We start from the raw sequence: 16,793 nt of genomic DNA on the forward strand, positions 1-16,793 counted from the left end.
TGCGCCAATCAGGTAGCATGGGGTGGGACAGGAAACCATGGGCGCAAGCGGCCATCACGCCTGTCGCTGCGACCGGCGTGGGCGCCAAGTGCTTGATATTGAACAGCAAAGGAGCAAAACGCGGAGGCGGTTGCGGTGACGGGCCGCAGGCCGGCCCAGGCTTGTCAGGTGATCAAGCCGGGCTGCTGCAAAGCCTTGTCATGCCGGCAAGGGCGCCTGGCAGCTCATACCGGCATGGGACTGTTGGCGTTGAGGTCCACGAAGCCGCGAATCAAACGGTAAGCCTTCCACAGCCAGACAATGCCCCACACCGCCAGCGCGATCGGAATGCCGATGAAGGTCAAAAACAGGACGCCGACCACCACCATCCACACCACATACCACCAGAACGAGCGGATCATCCAGGTGTGATGGCTGTGCACCATGGTGCCCTCGGTCTCCGCGCGCTTGCTGTAGTTGATAATGACCGGAATGATCGACAGCAGGCCCAATGAAAAGAAGAAAGTGACCGCGTGCACCAGATACAGCAGGCGGGCGGTATTCTTGGCGTCGGCAGTGCGGCCGTCGAGGACGAGTTGCTGGTTCATGATGGTTCCTTTCAAAGTTGGCGCATGCGGCTGTATGCCGTTGACGCCTTGCATTCTGATTCCCGCACCCCCTTGACGCAACGGCAATAAAGTTCGCGTTTAACCGCGCGCGGCGCGCCGCCGGTCCGGGATGGCGCCATCGTAGACGGCGGCCGATGGCTTGCGGATCTTGCCTGGCGGGCGGGAAAATATTTCCTGGGTGAGACTGTCCGGCAGCCCCGCCTCGCCGGCGTAGCGCTGGGCGGCATGTTGCTGGAAAGCGGCCCGGGTCAGCACTGCAATATCCACCAGTTCGGCCGTCTTTTGATCAGTTCTGCGATTCATAGGCTTGTGCAATCTGAACGCGGCCCGGCAACCGGCGCGCCCGTATCAGTACGAGTCCCGATTATGCAGGCAGGCAGGCCTTGGCAGTGTTGGACACCTCACTTATGGCCGATACTGCAGGCACGCCTGACATGGCCGGGGGCGCCGCATCAGTGACTGGTGGCCCCTGCCGGCAGTGCAGCCGCGGCCAGGCGCAAGATATCGTCCACGGCCGAGAGCTGGGTAGGCTTGGTCAGATGGTGGTCAAAGCCGGCCTCGCGCGTGCGGGCGCGGTCTTCTTCCGATCCCCAGCCCGTCAGGGCAACCAGGCGCACGTCCGCCAGCGCCGGTACGCCGCGCATCTCGCGCGCCACTTCCAGGCCCGTCAGGCCGGGCATGCCGATGTCGAGGAAGGCGATGTCGGGGCGCTGGGCAATGGCCCGGGTGAGGGCGGCATGGCCGTCATGCACCACCGTCACGCTGTGGCCGCGCAGCTCGAGCAAGGTGGCCAGGATGTCGGCCGCGTCGATATTGTCGTCGGCCACCAGGATCTCGAAGCAGTGCCCCGGGCCCTCGTCGGCGCAGCCCTGGGTCGGGGCCGGGGCCGCAGCGGCGCCGGCAGCGAGCGGCAGCGTGATCTCGAAGGCCGTGCCCAGGTCCTTGCCGGCGCTGCGGGCCTGCACCCGGCCACCGTGCAGCTCGGCCAGCTGGCGCACGATCGACAGGCCGATGCCCAGTCCGCCCTGGGCACGGCCCAGGTTGCGGCTGACCTGGCTGAACATGTCAAATACCGACGGCAAGGCTTCTTCGGGGATGCCCACGCCATTGTCGGTGACGGTAATGCACACCGCGTCGCCATCGCGCCTGGCCGAGATGGCAATCTCGCCGCCTTCGGGCGTGTACTTGGCGGCATTGGTCAGGAGGTTGCCCGCCACCTGGGCAATGCGCACCGGGTCGGCATAAATCAGCAGGTCTTCTTCAGGCAGGCTGGCCTGCAGGCGGTGGCGGCTGCTGGTCATGAGCGGCATGCTTGCCTCGATGGCGGTGGTGAGCACATCCTGCAGGCGCACCGTGTCCTTCTTCAATTCGATCTTGCCGCTGGTGATGCGCGCCACGTCCAGCAGGTCATCGATCAGGTGCACCATGTGGCTGACCTGGCGCCGCATCATGTCCGACACGCGCAGCACCGTGGCCGGATTTTCCGCACTGAGGCGGATCACTTCCAGGCCGCTGCGGATCGGCGCCAGCGGGTTGCGCAGCTCGTGCGCCAGCACCGCCAGGAATTCGCTCTTGCGCCGGCTCGCTTCCGACAGTTCGGCTGCCAGGCGGCGCAGGTCTTCGTCAGCCTTGCGACGCGCGGTGATGTCGGAAAACAGCAGGGCCACGATGCGGCTGCCCGGCTCACCCAGGCGCGTGGCATACACGTCGAACCAGCGACCCATGGCGCGCGCTTCCTCCACGAAGCGTATCGCCTCGCCGCTTTCGGCGACCCGGGCGTAGCGTTCCACCCAGCCGTGGTCAAGCTCGGGCACCAGTTCGTAAATCGTCTTGCCCACCGCATCCTGGCCCAGGCCCGTCTGCTTGGAAAACACGGGATTGACTTCGATGAAGCGGTAGTCGGCCGCCTGGTCGTTGGCATCGTACAGGATCTCGATCAGGCAGTAGCCTTCATCCATGGACGCGATCAGCTGGCGATAGCGCTCATCCGACAAGCGCGCCGCTTCCTCGTAGCGCTTGCGTTCGGTAATGTCGATGCCATGGACCATGATGCCGCTGATCTCGCCATCGGTATTGCGCAGCGCCACGTAGACAAAATCGAGCAGGCGCTCGTCAAACCTGCCATCGCTTTGGCGCACCGATACCGGCACGCTGTTGCCGACGTAAGACTGGCCGGTGCGAAACACATTGTCGAGCAGCGCGATGAAGCCCTGAGAAGCCACTTCGGGCAGCACCTCGCGCACCGGGCGGCCGAGGATGGCCGCACTCTTGCCGATCAGCTGGTAATAGCGCTCGTTGGCCATCTCGAACACATGGTCCGGTCCCTGGAGCGTGCACATGAAGGCCGGAGCCTGGTGGAAAATGCTCTGCAGGCGCGAGCTGAGCACCTCGGACTCCTTGAGCAGGCGTTCGCGCTCGATTTCGCCCAGCATGCGCGCGGTGGCGTCGCTGAAAATCTTCACCAGCGACTGCGCGGCGCCGGCATCGTCGCGCACGGCAATGGTCACGCCGTCGGCGTAAAAGCGCTTGCCATCCTGGCGCTGGTGCCAGCGCCGGTCCGGGGCGCGGCCGGTGGCCAGGGCCATGGCCCGTTCCAGCGCCGGCTGGCCGGCGGCCCGGTCTTCTTCGCTAAACAGGAGCGCAATGTCCTGGCCGCAAATCTCGCCCGCTTCCCAGCCCGTGATGCGGGCCGCCGCGCCGCTCCAGTCCGTCACCAGGCCTTCGGGCGTCATTTCAATGAAGGCATACTCCTTGGCGTTTTCCAGGATCAGGCGGGTGCGCTCGTTGCTGGCCTTGATCTGGGCCGCATGCAGGGCTTGCTGCATTTCTTCGATCTGGCGGTTCTTGACGTGCAGCTCGACAAAGAAGCGCACCTTCGAAACCAGGATGATGGGATTGATGGGCTTGGACAGATAATCCACGGCCCCCACGGCGTACGCCTTTTCGATCGGGAATTCACGGGGATCGGACGCCGTCACGAAAATGATGGGCAGGCTGCGCGAGCGCCGCCGCTCGCGGATCAGTTCGGCCACTTCCATGCCATCCATGGTCGGCATCTGCAAGTCCATCAGCACCACGGCAAACTCGCTGTGGAGCAGGTGGCGCAGCGCTTCGCGCCCCGAGTTGGCGCGCACCACACGGCAGCCGAGCGGTGCCAGCATCACTTCCAGGGCAAGAAGATTGGCCGGTTCGTCATCGACGATCAATACCTGGGTTTGCTGCATGCGCACTTTCTAGGGCAGGTGCGGTGAATACCTGGCTAATGGGGTTGGACGGGACGCCATTGTAGTCCGTCTGGCAATTATTGTCGCCGGGGATGGTTTCAAGAGGACGCCTGCTGCTGCAGCCGCTTGACACACCTGTCCTCCTACCCGGGGCGCAGCAGCGACGAGTGGCCGCCCAGGGCCAGCGGCAAGGCCCGCGCCCAGCGGTTGGACGAGAGCGAAAAGGTGAGCGAGCGCACCTGGTGGTACCAGCCCGCCGGCACATACAGCATGTCGCCGGGATGGACGATCACTTCGACCAGCGCGGCGTGGCGGGCCAGCGGAAAGCGCGCGTAGTCGGGCGCTTCCGGGTCGAAGGGCGAACCGAACAGGATGGCATTGGCCTGGCGCGGGTACAGGAACTGATCGTGGTGGGGTGGCGCCAGGAAGATGCGCTTGCTGCCCCACACCTGCGCGAAGATATTGTCGTCGTAATCGCAGTGCAGGGGCGTGACGGTGCCGGCGGGGCCCACCCAGAAACGGGGCGGGCCCATCTTGTCGAACCACGATGGCCAGTGGCACAGGGCATTTAACTGGCGCAGTTCCAGGTTGCCCAGGTAAGGAGGCAGGGCCTGGCTGCCGGCGTCAAGCAGGTCCAGGTAGGCCGCCATCGTCATGTCCTGCATGGCGCGGTCGGGCGCGAAGGCGGTATGGATGTAGTCGCCCACGCGGGCGCGTACCGGCAGGTGCCCAAAGCGCTCGCGCAGGCTGGCCGGCCCCAGCGCCGACAGCGGCCAGCGCTGCACCAGTCCCGTGACCAAAAACGGCAGGCCGCGCGCGGCGCGGGCCCGGAACGCATCCCCGTCCGGCGCCTTGACGCGCTCGAGCTCGCTGATGGGGGGCAAGTCGCGCGCCGCATGCCGGATCGCCTGGCGCATGGCCTCGATCGAGCTCACGCCCCGCACCTGCGCATCCCTGTCCTCGCGCGCAGCCTTGCGCGCCGCGTCCTGCTCCGGCGTGGCCGCCGGCTCCGGGCGCGGGGGCAGCCGCGGGGCTGCGGGGGCCGGGCCGTGGGGCCTGTCGGTGTTGTCAATGCCCATCCAATTGCTCCTTCCGTTTGCTTCGGCATGCTGGTTTTACGGCGTGACAGCATAGCGCATGGCCGCGCGCCGGGCCAGATGCGGCCTGATCACGCACGTCAACCCGTCATGATCCATGGTGAACCTGGACTGTGGCATCGACAAATGCTCCTTTTATTGCAGAGCACGTTAAAAAAATTCTCCTGGAAATGTTGCAGACCGTTGTATTTCGAGAATTGTCTCTTATAAAATTTATATTGAACGGCTGAGAAGCGTAGTATCGAATTTGCATAAAAATGCAAAGGCCTGGTTCAGGCTTCTCTAAACCAAAAGCAGCATATCCAAGGGATGATCCATGAAAAAATTACTAAAGAGTTCGCTTTGTTGTATTGCTTTGGTGGCATCAACTGTGCACGCAGGTGAAGTCGGTACGGCAACAAGGGAGGATGTGACACTGGCCACCGAGGCTGCCGACTTCTTCCAGTATGCAGACGGCGTCAATCCACAGGGAAATGCAGGGTCAACAGGCTTTGACGGCGCCTTTGACGCCTACGGGGACGGTGCATGGCAAAAGATGGCCAAGGTAACGCAGGCCGGCGACGCCTATCCCCTGACCTATGAGGCGTCCGACTTCCTGGGCAAGTTCAGCTTTACGTTCACCCTTGTCGATGGCAAGAACGGCACCTGGTCGATCACCAACACGGACCTGCTCAATGATTTGACGCTGGACCTGGTATTTGCCATGCACGTGGGCGGCGGCAGCGGCGCCTGGCTGTTTGACGACCAGTTCATCGCGTCCGGCCAGACGCTGCAAGGCACCTGGGTGCAGAACATGGTCAATGGACGTCAGCAACGTGTCACTGATTTTTCCAACCTGACCTTCTTCGGACGCGACCTGGTGCCCAGCATTCCCATTGTCGACGTTCCCGAGCCGGCAACCTTTGCCACGCTGGCCCTGGGTTTTGGCCTGATGGGTCTGGCACGCCGGCGCAGGCAGACGTAAGCTTTTTCCGGGCTTCCCGCACGGCCGGCTCCACAACAGCCGGCTTTTTTTTGCCTGATGACGCTACAGGGCAACCGTGCGGTTGCGGCCTGCTGCCTTGGCAGCGTACAGGGCGCGGTCGGCGCGCTCGATCATGTCGTCAACCTGCTCGCCGCTGCGGTAGCGCGTCATGCCGGCGGAAAAGGCCACGCGCAGCTGCGGCGCCTGCGCGCTGGCCTCGGTCTCGACCAGGGCAGCCCTGAGGCGCTCGATGCCGATGTTGGGGTCGCCCGGCGGTGACGCCGGCAACAGCATCAGGAACTCTTCGCCACCCCAGCGCGCCACCATGTCGGTGCTGCGCAGCTGGGCGCGGGCCTGGCCGGCAAAGCATACCAGCGCCTCGTCGCCCACCCGGTGGCCGTAGGTATCGTTGACCTTCTTGAAGTGATCGATATCGGCCAGCGCCACGAAAAAACCCGGCCCGCCCCGGGCCTGGCGCGCGATATGTTCGTCGAGCAGGCCAAGCATGCGGCGCCGGTTGGGAAGGCCAGTCAATTCGTCGTGGGTGGCCACTTTCTGGATATGTTCCAGGGCCGATTCGAGCGCCACTTTCTGGCTGCGCAGGCGGTCGCGCATGCGCGAGAGCTGGACCGAGAGCGTGGAAATGACGGGCAGCACGGTGGCCATCATGGCAAAGTAAATCAGTTCCAGCCGGGCAGGGTAGAACGCAGGATCGGCATGCGCGCACCAGGCCATGACGGCGCCCATCATGGCACTGGTATAAAACATGAGCAGCCGGACATTGCGCGGACCCATGTCGAACATCCCGAAAAACATCACCATGGCCAGGAAGATGAGATTGGCGGCATGGGCCGGACCGCTGACGGCGTAGGCAATGCCAATCAGGCTCTGGGCCACGAGCGCTTGCGGCAGGGCCAGCGAGGGCTCGGCAAAACGCAGGTTCAGGCCACTGCGAACCATGGCATAGAAGCTTAGCGCCGTGAGCGCGCACAGCAGACCGAGCACCTTGACCGCGCCGGCCTCAAAAACCTCGAACACCACGCCGTAGCCCAGCAGGGCCAGGCAGACGGTGTACATGGCCGCCGTCATCAGTACCATCGTCACGCGGCGGCGCTGGCGAAAGTCGTCGGTAAGGACCAGCGTGGCAATGCGGCCAAGCGCGGCAGGCCACCGGCGTTGGGTGCTGGTCGTCGCTGGAGGGGTGGTCATGAGGGGGAAATGTCAGGGCATGAAAGCGTTTGCCCATTATGCGGCAAAGAAACGTGCCGGCCCAGTCTTTCGCCCCTGCCGACGGGGCGTTGTGGCGCCGCGGCGTAAAAGTTACCGGCGCGCACACACGGGGGATTCTTTCTGGTATATTCTATTTCTACAAGGCAAAATTCCAGGCACTGTGCCGGCGTGCCTGCCGACGGCCAACACCCGGGCGCGCGGCCCGGGCTGTTGTGCTGAACGATCAGCGGCGCTGCAGCCGCCATTGCTGGTTGGCGGCGTTATTGACGGGATACTGGATGACCTGGGCGCCGTCGGCCTGGTTGGACGCCTTGACGTCCAGCACCATGCCGCTTAACTGGTTGGCCACCGTGTAATAGCCGGCGGCCGGGCTCGCAAAGCGCCACTTCTGGCCCGCGCCTGCCCAGTAATCCCATTGGGCGATGTCGGTGCCGGCCCGGGTGGAATTGCCATAATTGTCCAGGCTGCGCCGGCTGTTGGCATTGATCACGCTGTAGTAGCCATCGCCGTGTCCCATCACATACCAGGACTGGTGCTTGCCGCCGTTATCGGTGAACTGCTGCGCCAGCGCGCCGTTGGATGTGGAGGCGCCGGCAATCGTGAGCGCCTTGCCATTTAAGCGCGACTTGAAGGCATACAGGCCGTCGCTGATGCCGCCGCAGCCGGCAAAGCTGCTGAAGTTGCGGTTGAGTACCGGCCAGTCGCCGCTGTAGCTCATCTTGTGGAATTGCAGCTTGGCATTGCCGTTGTCGTTCAGGTCATAGTAGTGGGTGGAGACGAAATTGCAGCCATCCTGCTTGAGGACGCCCACATGGCCGGGGCCCTTGAAGCGCCCGTCCACGTTGGCCATGACGGTGCGTGTACCGGAGTAGGGCCCGGTGACGCTGGTGGCGCGCTGCACTTCGACCGAGTAGGTGCTGTTGACGCCATCGCAGCATTTGCCGCGGTTGACGAACAGGTAGTAGTAGCCGCCGTTGCGCACGATATAGGGCGCTTCGATGTCGGTGTGGCCACCGGCCCAGATCTTGGTCACCGGACTGGCAAGCTTGCCCGTGGCCTGGTTGATTTCGGCCACGCCAATCCCGCCGAACCACGAGCCATAGCTCATGTAGACCTTGCCGTCGTGGTCGCGAAACAGGGCCGCGTCGATGGCATTGATTTCGGAGCGCCCGCCAAACGACTCCACCACGATGCCCAGGTCTTGCCAGTTGGGGTTTTTCAGCGACGCCGAGCGCGCCACGCCGATGGCCGACGTGGAGGTGCCGAAGGTGGAAACGGAGTAGTACATGTAGTAGTAGCCGTTCATGTGGATCAGGTCCGGTGCCCAAAACGATCCCTTGAAGTCGGGGATCTTGGTCTTGATCCACGCCGGCCAGCTGCCAAACACCGGCGCCGGGCCACCGGTCCAGGTGACCAGGTCTTTCGAGGTCGAATACCAGATGCCGGTGCCGGTCGTGAAGTTGAAGTAGGTGTCGCCATCCTTGGTGATGGTGCCCGGATCATGCGCGTTCTGCAGTCCGGCAAGGTTGACGGCCGATGCCGGAAGCGCGGACAGCGCAAGGCAGCTTGCGAATACAAGGTTTTTCATAAGTCTCCTGACGATGGTTTTTTTTATGGGTGCAGCAGGAGAGAGCTTAGGAGCTTGTCAAGACTTTCACCAATGAATTTTTTTAAGGCTGCGATACCCGTTTTGGTATCGCAGGCAAACGAGTTCAGGGTGCCAGTTTGCCCGCCCACAGTTTTTCAATCAGCGCCGTGGGCCAGCCCTGGCGCTCTTCCGGGCCGCTGACGCAATCGTCCTCGGCATCGGCAAGATTGAGCAGCTCGGGCGGCAGGGCACGGGCCGAGGCTGTGCAATAAAACGTGCGTACAACGGGACGTGTGTAGCTGTGCTTGTTTTGTTCCACCACCACGGCCAGGCGCGCCGATTTGAGCCGCACCAGCGAGCCGGTCGGATAGATTCCTACCACTTCGATGAACGAAGCGAGCACCTTGGGGTCAAAATGGCCTTTCCAGGAAATCATTTTGGCCAGCGCATCGGCCGGATCCCAGCCGCGCTTGTAGGGCCGGTCGGAAGTGACGGCATCGTAGACGTCACACACGGCGCTCATGCGCGCCAGGAGGGCGATCTCCTGGCCTGACTGGCCAGCCGGATAGCCGTTTCCATCCATCCGTTCGTGGTGGTGCAGGCACGCCTGACGCACCTGCTCGCTCACGCCCCCGTGCAGCAAGGCGGCATAGGCATGCTCGGGATGGCGCTTGACGGTGGCAAACTCCTCATCGTCGAGCGCGCCCGGCTTGTTCAGGATATCAAGGGGAATCTTGGCCTTGCCGATATCATGCAACAGGCCGCTCAGGCCCGCTTCGCGCACATCGGCCTCGGTCAACTTCATGGCCTTGGCCAGCGCCACCATGAGGGCGCACACGGCCACTGAATGCATGTAGGTATAGTCGTCATCGCTCTTCAGGCGCGCCAGGCTGATCAGGGCGCCTGGATGGCGCTCGACCGAGCCGACGATATCGTCCACCAGGCCGGCGCACACGTCCAGATCCACCACCTTGCCCAATCTTGCCTGGGAAAACATGGCAACGATGGCGTGGCGCGCGGTGCCGCACAACTTGGCGGCATTGCGCAGCTCATCGTCCATGCTGAGCGGCGCATGCAGGCTTTGGCGGGTTTTCTGACGATTGGTGACCAGGTGGGGCGTGCCGCGCACGGCCGGCAGCACCGGCGCCGGACCAGCCACATCGCGGCCAAGACTGACATCGATCCAGCATTCCTTGACCCCGCTCGCGCGCGCCGCGGCGAGGTCGGCCGGATTGTCGAGCAAAAAACGCGAGGTCCAGAACGGATTGGACAGCCAGGCGCCCTCGAAGCGCACCAGGAACATGCCTAGCTGAAGCTGCTTGACCCGAATTTTTTTGACGCGCTCTGCCACGGTGTAATGCCCACAATGTCGGGCCCTTGTTTCACGGCGCAACGTGCGCCATGAATCGGACCTTGGCGACAGCTTGACGGTTGCTGAGGTGCAAGTCAAGTCCGCAAAGCAACATTTCGTGTTATAAGTGAAACAAAACAACAGCAATGCGCACCCCGCACCCCGCGATGCACTTTAAGCGGCCAGGCTGGCGTTGACGATCAGGTCCAGCTTTTCCTGGTCGATGGCAAAGTTACGAATGCCTTCAGCGAGCTTCTCGGTGGCCATGGCATCCTGGTTCAGCTGCCAACGGAAGGCGCTTTCCGTCAGCGCCGCCGGGCGCGCCTGGGCTGCCTGTTCGGCGTGCAGCTTGCGCGCCAAAGGCCCCGTCTGGGCAGCGAGCTGATCGAGCAGGGCAGGGGCGATGGTCAGGCGGTCACAGCCGGCGAGCGACTGGATTTCCCCGATGTTGCGAAAGCTCGCGCCCATGACCACGGTGGCGAAGCCGCTGCGCTTGTAAAAGTCGTAGATCTGGCTCACCGAGATCACGCCCGGGTCCTTCGCGCCGGCGAAATCGGCGTCCGGCGTTTTCGCCTTGTGCCAGTCCAGGATGCGGCCGACGAAAGGCGAAATGAGGTACACGCCCGCTTCCGCGCAGGCCTGGGCCTGGCACATCGCAAAGAGCAGCGTCAGGTTGCACTGCACGCCTTCGCTTTCCAGCACGCGCGCGGCGGCAATGCCTTCCCAGGTCGAGGCGATCTTGATCAGAATGCGCTCGCGCGGCACGCCTGCTTCCTGGTACATGGCCACCAGTTCGCGCGCCTTGGCCAGCGTGGCATCGGTGTCGAACGACAGGCGCGCATCGACTTCGGTGGAAACGCGGCCCGGGACGTGCTTGAGGATTTCCGTGCCCAGGATGACGGCCAGCTTGGCCGTTGCGCCTTCGAGCTGCTGTTCGGGCGGGCGGTTGGCGCGTGCCCACGCCACCGCCTGGGCCAGCAGGCCCTGGTAGCGCTCCAGGCGGATGGCCTGCAGCACCAGCGAAGGATTGGTAGTGGCATCCTGGGGCGCAAACTGGGCGATGCTGTCGACATCGCCGCTGTCGACCACCACGGTGGTCATGCTCTTGAGTTGTTCTAGTTGGTTGGACATGGGCAGCTTGTAGGTACTTGGTAAAAGGGTTAGCGGAAGTAGTCGTTTTCCACGCCATGCACGGCCAGCACATCCACGCCCGCCATGCCGGCGCTGGCGGCAGCCTGCAGGCCGAGCGCGGAGTCTTCAAACACCACGCAGCGTGCCGGCGCGGCGCCCAGCAGTTCGGCGCAGCGCAGGAAGGTGTCGGGCGCCGGCTTGGGATGGCGCACCTGGTCGGCGCCCACCACATGGTCAAAGTAGCCATCGAGCCCGCACAGGGCCAGGATCTGGCGCGCTTCGCCGGTGTAGGCGCCGGTGCCCACGGCCATCGGCGTGGCGCCGTGATACTGCCTGACCACGCCGGCGAGCGCCGTGGCCTTGACGTGGCGCGCCATATGCTCGCGCACGAACGCTTCCTTGAAGCTGTTCATGGCCTCAAGCGGGGTGTCCACGCGGCAGCCGAAATGGCCGATCAGGTGTTCCAGGGTGCCGATGGTGGGTACCCCGGCCAGGGAACGCATCAGCGGCGCATCGAGCGGGATGCCATAGCGTTCAAGCGTGGCGCGCCACGCCAGTTCATGCAGCTGGCCGCTGTCGACCAGCGTGCCGTCCATGTCGAAAATGAGCGCTGAATAGTGTCCGTACATGCGCCTTATACGCCGTCCTTCAGATGATAGTAGGCGGCATTGTGGCGCAACTCCGTCTTCAGGCCGCGCACGCTGGTGTCCGCGCCGATGACCACCGCTTCGATGCCGGCAATGTCGGCCCAGTCCAGCGCTTCCTCGGCCGTGATGCCTTGCGTGTAGGTGCTGTGATGGGCGCCGCCGGCATGGATCCACGCCGCTGCCGCCACCTGCAGGTTGGGACGCGGCTCCCACAGTGCCTTGGCCACCGGCAGCTTGGGCAGCTCCTGCTGCGGCGCCACCGTGTCCACTTCGCTGATGATCATGCGGAAGCGCTGGCCAAGGTCCACCAGCGAGATGCACAGTGCGGGACCGGCCTTGCCGGTAAACAGCAGGCGTGCGATGTCGTTGCGGCAGCCGATGGTGTGCAGGTGCACTTCCAGTGTCGGCTTGTCGGCAGCGATCGAGGGGCACACTTCCAGCATGTGCGCGCCCAGCACCTGGTCGGTGGCGCCAAAGTGGTAGGTGTAGTCTTCCATGAACGAGGAGCCGCCCGGACGGCCCTGCGACATCACCTTGGCGATGCGGACCATGGCCGCGGTCTTCCAGTCGCCTTCGCCGCCGTAGCCGTAGCCCTGCGCCATCAGGCGCTGGGTGGCCAGGCCCGGCAGGTTGGTCAAGCCGGTCAGGTTTTCAAAGCAGTTGGTAAAGGCGCCAAAGCCGCCTTCGGTCAGGAAGGAGAGCATGCCCAGTTCCAGGCGCGCTTCGTTCTTGAGCATCTGGAACTGGTGCTGGTCGCTGAGCACCGATGGCGCGATGTCATAGGCTTGCTTGTAGACTTCGATCTGGCTGGCCACCTGCTCGTCGGTGACCGCGTCCACCACTTTCTGCAGGTCGCCCAGGCCATAGGCGTGTACCTCGTAGCCAAACTGGATTTGCGCGGCGACCTTGTCGCCGTCGGTCACGGCCACCTGGCGCATGTTGTCGCCAAAGCGCGCCACGCGCAGGTTGCGGCTCTCGTGCCAGCCCATGGCCACGCGGCACCAGCTGTCAATTTCCAGCTGTACCGCCGGTGCGGCCCAGTGGCCCACCACCACCTTGCGCTCCTGCTTCAGGCGCGTGCTGACGTGGCCGAATTCACGGTCGCCGTGCGCGCTCTGGTTCAGGTTCATGAAGTGCATGTCGATGTCGGCAAAGGGCAGCTCGGCATTGAACTGGGTGTGCAGGTGCATATAGGGCTTGGACAGCACCGACAGGCCAGCGATCCACATCTTCGCCGGCGAAAAGGTATGCATCCACAGGATCAGGCCAACGCAGTTGGGATCACTGTTGGCAGCCTGGCACACCGACAGGATTTCGCCCGGTGACTTCACCACGTCCCTGGCCACGATCCTGATCGGGATGTTGCGCGACTCGGTCAGCGCGGCGGCGATCTGGCCGCTGTTGGCAGCGACCTGCTGCAACACACCGGGGCCATACAGATGCTGCGATCCTGTCACCAGCCAGACTTCTTTTTCGCCGTAGGTTTTCATGTTGGGTTCCTTGAAGATAGTTATAAGTGATATTGTTATTTCTGGCCGTAGTAGGCGTTCTTGCCGTGCTTGCGCAGGTAGTGCTTGTCCGTGATGGCCTGCTTGAGCGGGCCGGTATCGGCCCTCAGGGTGCGCGTGAGATAAGCCATGCGCGCAATCTCTTCCAGGATCACGGCGTGGGACACGGCATCGTGCGCATTGCGTCCCCACGTGAAAGGTGCGTGGCCGGCAACGATCACCATCGGCGCCTCCATCGGATTGCGCCCGCGGTAGCACTCGGTGATCTGCACGCCGGTTTCTTCTTCATAGTCGCGCGCGATCTGCTCGTCGGTCATCAGGGCGGTGCACGGAATGTCCCCATAGGCGTAGTCGGCGTGGGTGGTGCCGAAGCAGGGAATGGCCTGCTGCGTCTGCGCCCACGCAGTGGCGTAGGTGGAATGGGTGTGCGTGACGCCGCCAATGGTATCGAAATGGCGGTACAGGTGCGTGTGGGTCTTGGTGTCGGAAGAAGGGCGCAGGCGGCTGTCGACCACGCGGTTTTCCAGGTCTACCAGGACCATGTCTTCGGCGCGCAGCTGGTCGTAGGCGACCCCGCTTGGCTTGATGGCGATGATGCCGGCGGCGCGGTCGATCTGCGACACATTGCCCCAGGTGAGTACCACCAGTTTGCGCAGGTGCAGTTCCATATTGGCTTCGTACACCTGGCGCTTGAGTTCAAGGTGGCTCATCGCACGCCGCCTTCCACGTATGCGCCCAGGGCCAGGTACTGGCGATACAGGGCGTCGTACCGGGCCGCAGCCGCAGGGTCGGGACGGTAGGTCTTGCACACCGGGGAAGCCAGGGCCTGCTGGGCGCTGGCCACGTCCGCGTAGACGCCGCCGACGGTGGCGGCAAAGATGGCAGCGCCCAGGGCGCAGCTTTGTTCGCTCTCGAGCACATCGACCTGGCAGTTCCAGACGTCGGCGCACAGCTGCACGATGAAATCGGACTTTTTCGAAATGCCGCCGATGACGACGACCGAATCGACCGCCACCCCTTCGGCCCGGAAGCGCTCGATGATGGCGCGCGCGCCAAAGGCGGTCGCTTCCACCAGGGCGCGGAAGACCTCCGGCGCGCCGCTGCCCATGGTCAGGCCGCTGATGGCCATCGACAGGCGCTGGTCGGCGTCCGGCGTGCGGCGGCCGTTGACCCAGTCCAGCGCGGTGATGCCCCCGGCGCCGGGCGCCAGCTTGCTGGCCGCCTCGCCCAGTGCGGCCAGGGTGCGCTCTTCAATTTCGGCCTGCAAGGCGGCCTTGCTTGCCTCGTCCAGCAGCGCGCTTGACGCAATCAGGTTGGCCAGCGGCCAGTTGACGAGGGACTTGAACCAGGCATACAGGTCGCCAAAGGCCGACTGTCCTGCCTCCAGGCCGACCATGCCCGGCACCACCGAGCCGTCCACCTGGCCGCAGATGCCGCGGATCGCCTTGTCGTTGATGTCGCTGTAGCTGGCCACCGTGATGTCGCAGGTGGAGGTCCCCATGATCTTGGTAAGCACGCCCGGCTTCACGTTGGCCGCCACGGCGCCCATGTGGCAGTCGAAGGCGCCAAAGCCGACCGGCGTGCCTTCGGGCAGGCCGAGGCGCTCGGCCCACTCGCGCGTGATGCGCCCGCACAGCTGGTCGGCCGAGAAGGTTTGCGCCGGCAGGCGGTCGCGCAGGCCGTCAAGGAGGGGATCGATGGCGGTGAAGAATTCATTGGGCGGATAGCCGCCCCAGCTCTCGTGCCACATCAGTTTGTGGCCGGTGGCGCAGCGGCCCATGCGCAGGCGCGAGGGGTGGGTGGTGCCGGTGATGACGGCGCTGATCCAGTCGCAATGCTCGACCCAGGTGTGCGCGGCGGCGGCAACGGCTGCGTCTTCACGCAGCACGTGCAGCACCTTGGCCCAGTACCATTCGGATGAATAAATCCCGCCCATGTAGCGCAGGTAGGGCGTGTACGAGGCGCTGGCGGCAGCGGTGATCTGCTCCGCTTCCACGATGGCAGTGTGATCCTTCCACAGCACGAACATGGCGTTGGGATTGTCCGCAAACTCGCTCTTGAGCGACAGCGCCACGCCGTCGGCGTCAAGGGCGATGGGGGTGGAACCGGTGGTGTCGAAGCTCACGCCAATGACTTCGCTGGCCGCCCCCGCGGGTGCGCGCTGCCACAGGCCGGCCAGCACCTGTTCCAAACTCTCCAGGTAGTCAAGCGGATGCTGGCGGAAGCGGTTGCTGGCAGGGTGGCAGTAGAGGCCCTGCTTCCAGCGGGGGAATTCAATCACATGGCTGGCCACTTCGGTGCCGGCGTGGGCATCAACCAGCAGGGCGCGAACGGAATCGGATCCATAGTCCAGACCGAGGGCATAGGACGTCATAACTCTACCTTCTCTTTACACGTTATAGGAATTGCAAAATCAGTGTAAAGCGATTGATGATCCCCATCTAATCAAAAAATTTCTCTTATCGATACGTTTTTGGATATCTCTTCGTAGAGGCTTACCTCCAGAAAATAAATCTTGAGGAAGCCAACGTGTAAAATCGCCAAGTCAAGTTTGAAAACTTGTGTTTAGAGGTGGAAACATATGATGGATTCCTTCGCGCGCTATCCCAGCCTTGCTGGCAAAGTGGTGTTTGTGACGGGCGGCGGCTCGGGCATCGGGGCCGATATTGTGGTGGCCTATGCACGCCAGGGTGCGCTGGTGGCGTTTGCCGACCGTGATCGCGACGCCTCCCTGGGCCTGGTGGCTGCACTCGAGGCCGAAGAGGTTCAGACGCCACTGTTCATCGAGTGCGACCTGACCGATATGGACCGGCTCAAGGCAGCCATTGCGCAAGCGGTGAGCCGCTTCGGCGACATCGACATCCTGGTCAACAACACGGCCAGCGATGCCCGCCACGCATTTTCGGCGGTCACCCCGGAACACTTCGATGCTGCCGTGGCGATCAACCTGAAAGTGGCCTTCTTCGCGTCCCAGGCAGTCGTGGACGGCATGGTGCGCAAGGGCGGGGGATCGATCATCAATCTTGGCTCCTGCAGCTACAGGAAACGCATCGGCGGCTACGCCGCTTACGCCACGCTCAAGGCTTCCGTCATTGGTCTGACGCGCAGCCTGGCGCGCGAATTCGGTCCCGGCATGGTGCGCGTCAATACGCTCACGCCCGGCTGGGTCATGACACCGCGCCAGCTGGCCCAGGTCATCGACGCCGAGGCGGGGCGCCAGCTCGACGCCGATCAATGTCTCCCAGGCAGGCTGGTAGGCACCGACATTGCCAACATGGCATTGTTCCTGGGCGCTGCAGACAGCCGCATGGTCACTGCCCAGGAGTTCGTGGTGGACGCCGGCTGGTCCTGAAAAATTAACAGGAAATAAATTCTTGTATCGTAATCGCAACGATTCGCGTCGAAAATTCCCCTCAACAATTAATGTTCTATGGAACGATTGAGT

Annotated in this window: 14 protein-coding genes; 2 read left to right on the forward strand and 12 right to left on the reverse strand. The window is 63.5% G+C overall.

Going from position 1 to position 16,793, the window contains the following annotated elements:
* Positions 1 to 224: 224 nt before the first annotated feature.
* From KY495_RS18190 to KY495_RS18205, 4 genes are all read right to left on the reverse strand, one after another.
* The gene (locus KY495_RS18190) at positions 225 to 587 is read right to left on the reverse strand and encodes a hypothetical protein (RefSeq protein ID WP_219880764.1); all 363 of its coding nucleotides are present in this window, start codon (positions 585 to 587) and stop codon (positions 225 to 227) included.
* Between the two features lie 99 nt (positions 588 to 686).
* Entirely contained in the window at positions 687 to 911 is a 225-nt protein-coding gene (locus KY495_RS18195; RefSeq protein ID WP_219880765.1) for a hypothetical protein, read from the reverse strand.
* 149 nt (positions 912 to 1,060) lie between these two features.
* Complete coding sequence (locus KY495_RS18200) at positions 1,061 to 3,832, reverse strand: response regulator (protein ID WP_219880766.1); 2,772 nt, start codon at positions 3,830 to 3,832, stop codon at positions 1,061 to 1,063.
* Between the two features lie 143 nt (positions 3,833 to 3,975).
* Positions 3,976 to 4,911: a cupin-like domain-containing protein gene (locus KY495_RS18205; RefSeq protein ID WP_219880767.1), complete on the reverse strand. Its 936-nt coding sequence runs from the start codon at positions 4,909 to 4,911 to the stop codon at positions 3,976 to 3,978.
* 427 nt (positions 4,912 to 5,338) lie between these two features.
* Between KY495_RS18205 and KY495_RS18210 the strand changes: the two genes are divergently transcribed.
* Positions 5,339 to 5,893, forward strand: a complete 555-nt coding sequence (locus KY495_RS18210; protein ID WP_219880768.1) for a PEP-CTERM sorting domain-containing protein — start codon at positions 5,339 to 5,341, stop codon at positions 5,891 to 5,893.
* Between the two features lie 63 nt (positions 5,894 to 5,956).
* Here the strand turns inward: KY495_RS18210 and KY495_RS18215 are convergent, their stop codons facing one another.
* From KY495_RS18215 to KY495_RS18250, 8 genes are all read right to left on the reverse strand, one after another.
* Positions 5,957 to 7,102, reverse strand: a complete 1,146-nt coding sequence (locus KY495_RS18215; protein WP_219880769.1) for a diguanylate cyclase — start codon at positions 7,100 to 7,102, stop codon at positions 5,957 to 5,959.
* A gap of 244 nt (positions 7,103 to 7,346) precedes the next feature.
* Entirely contained in the window at positions 7,347 to 8,711 is a 1,365-nt protein-coding gene (locus tag KY495_RS18220; protein ID WP_219880770.1) for a family 43 glycosylhydrolase, read from the reverse strand.
* Between the two features lie 124 nt (positions 8,712 to 8,835).
* Positions 8,836 to 10,062: an HD-GYP domain-containing protein gene (locus KY495_RS18225; RefSeq protein WP_229518356.1), complete on the reverse strand. Its 1,227-nt coding sequence runs from the start codon at positions 10,060 to 10,062 to the stop codon at positions 8,836 to 8,838.
* Between the two features lie 174 nt (positions 10,063 to 10,236).
* Positions 10,237 to 11,193 (reverse strand): transaldolase, encoded by a 957-nt coding sequence (tal, locus tag KY495_RS18230; RefSeq protein ID WP_219880771.1) that lies wholly within the window; start codon positions 11,191 to 11,193, stop codon positions 10,237 to 10,239.
* Between the two features lie 29 nt (positions 11,194 to 11,222).
* A complete protein-coding gene (locus tag KY495_RS18235) occupies positions 11,223 to 11,822 on the reverse strand; it encodes a beta-phosphoglucomutase family hydrolase (protein ID WP_219880772.1) in 600 nt (199 codons plus the stop codon).
* A 5-nt stretch (positions 11,823 to 11,827) separates the two neighbouring features.
* The gene (araA, locus tag KY495_RS18240; protein ID WP_219880773.1) at positions 11,828 to 13,330 is read right to left on the reverse strand and encodes an L-arabinose isomerase; all 1,503 of its coding nucleotides are present in this window, start codon (positions 13,328 to 13,330) and stop codon (positions 11,828 to 11,830) included.
* Between the two features lie 35 nt (positions 13,331 to 13,365).
* A complete protein-coding gene (locus KY495_RS18245; protein ID WP_219880774.1) occupies positions 13,366 to 14,058 on the reverse strand; it encodes an L-ribulose-5-phosphate 4-epimerase in 693 nt (230 codons plus the stop codon).
* Complete coding sequence (locus KY495_RS18250) at positions 14,055 to 15,722, reverse strand: ribulokinase (protein ID WP_219880775.1); 1,668 nt, start codon at positions 15,720 to 15,722, stop codon at positions 14,055 to 14,057. The genes KY495_RS18245 and KY495_RS18250 overlap by 4 nt, the downstream gene beginning before the upstream one ends.
* Before the next feature lie 210 nt (positions 15,723 to 15,932).
* Between KY495_RS18250 and KY495_RS18255 the strand changes: the two genes are divergently transcribed.
* Positions 15,933 to 16,700, forward strand: coding sequence for an SDR family NAD(P)-dependent oxidoreductase (locus tag KY495_RS18255; RefSeq protein WP_219884311.1), 768 nt, complete (start codon positions 15,933 to 15,935; stop codon positions 16,698 to 16,700).
* Positions 16,701 to 16,793: the final 93 nt, after the last annotated feature.

Origin of the sequence: Massilia sp. PAMC28688, assembly GCF_019443445.1 — a bacterium.
Classification (GTDB): Bacteria; Pseudomonadota; Gammaproteobacteria; order Burkholderiales; family Burkholderiaceae_D; genus Telluria_A.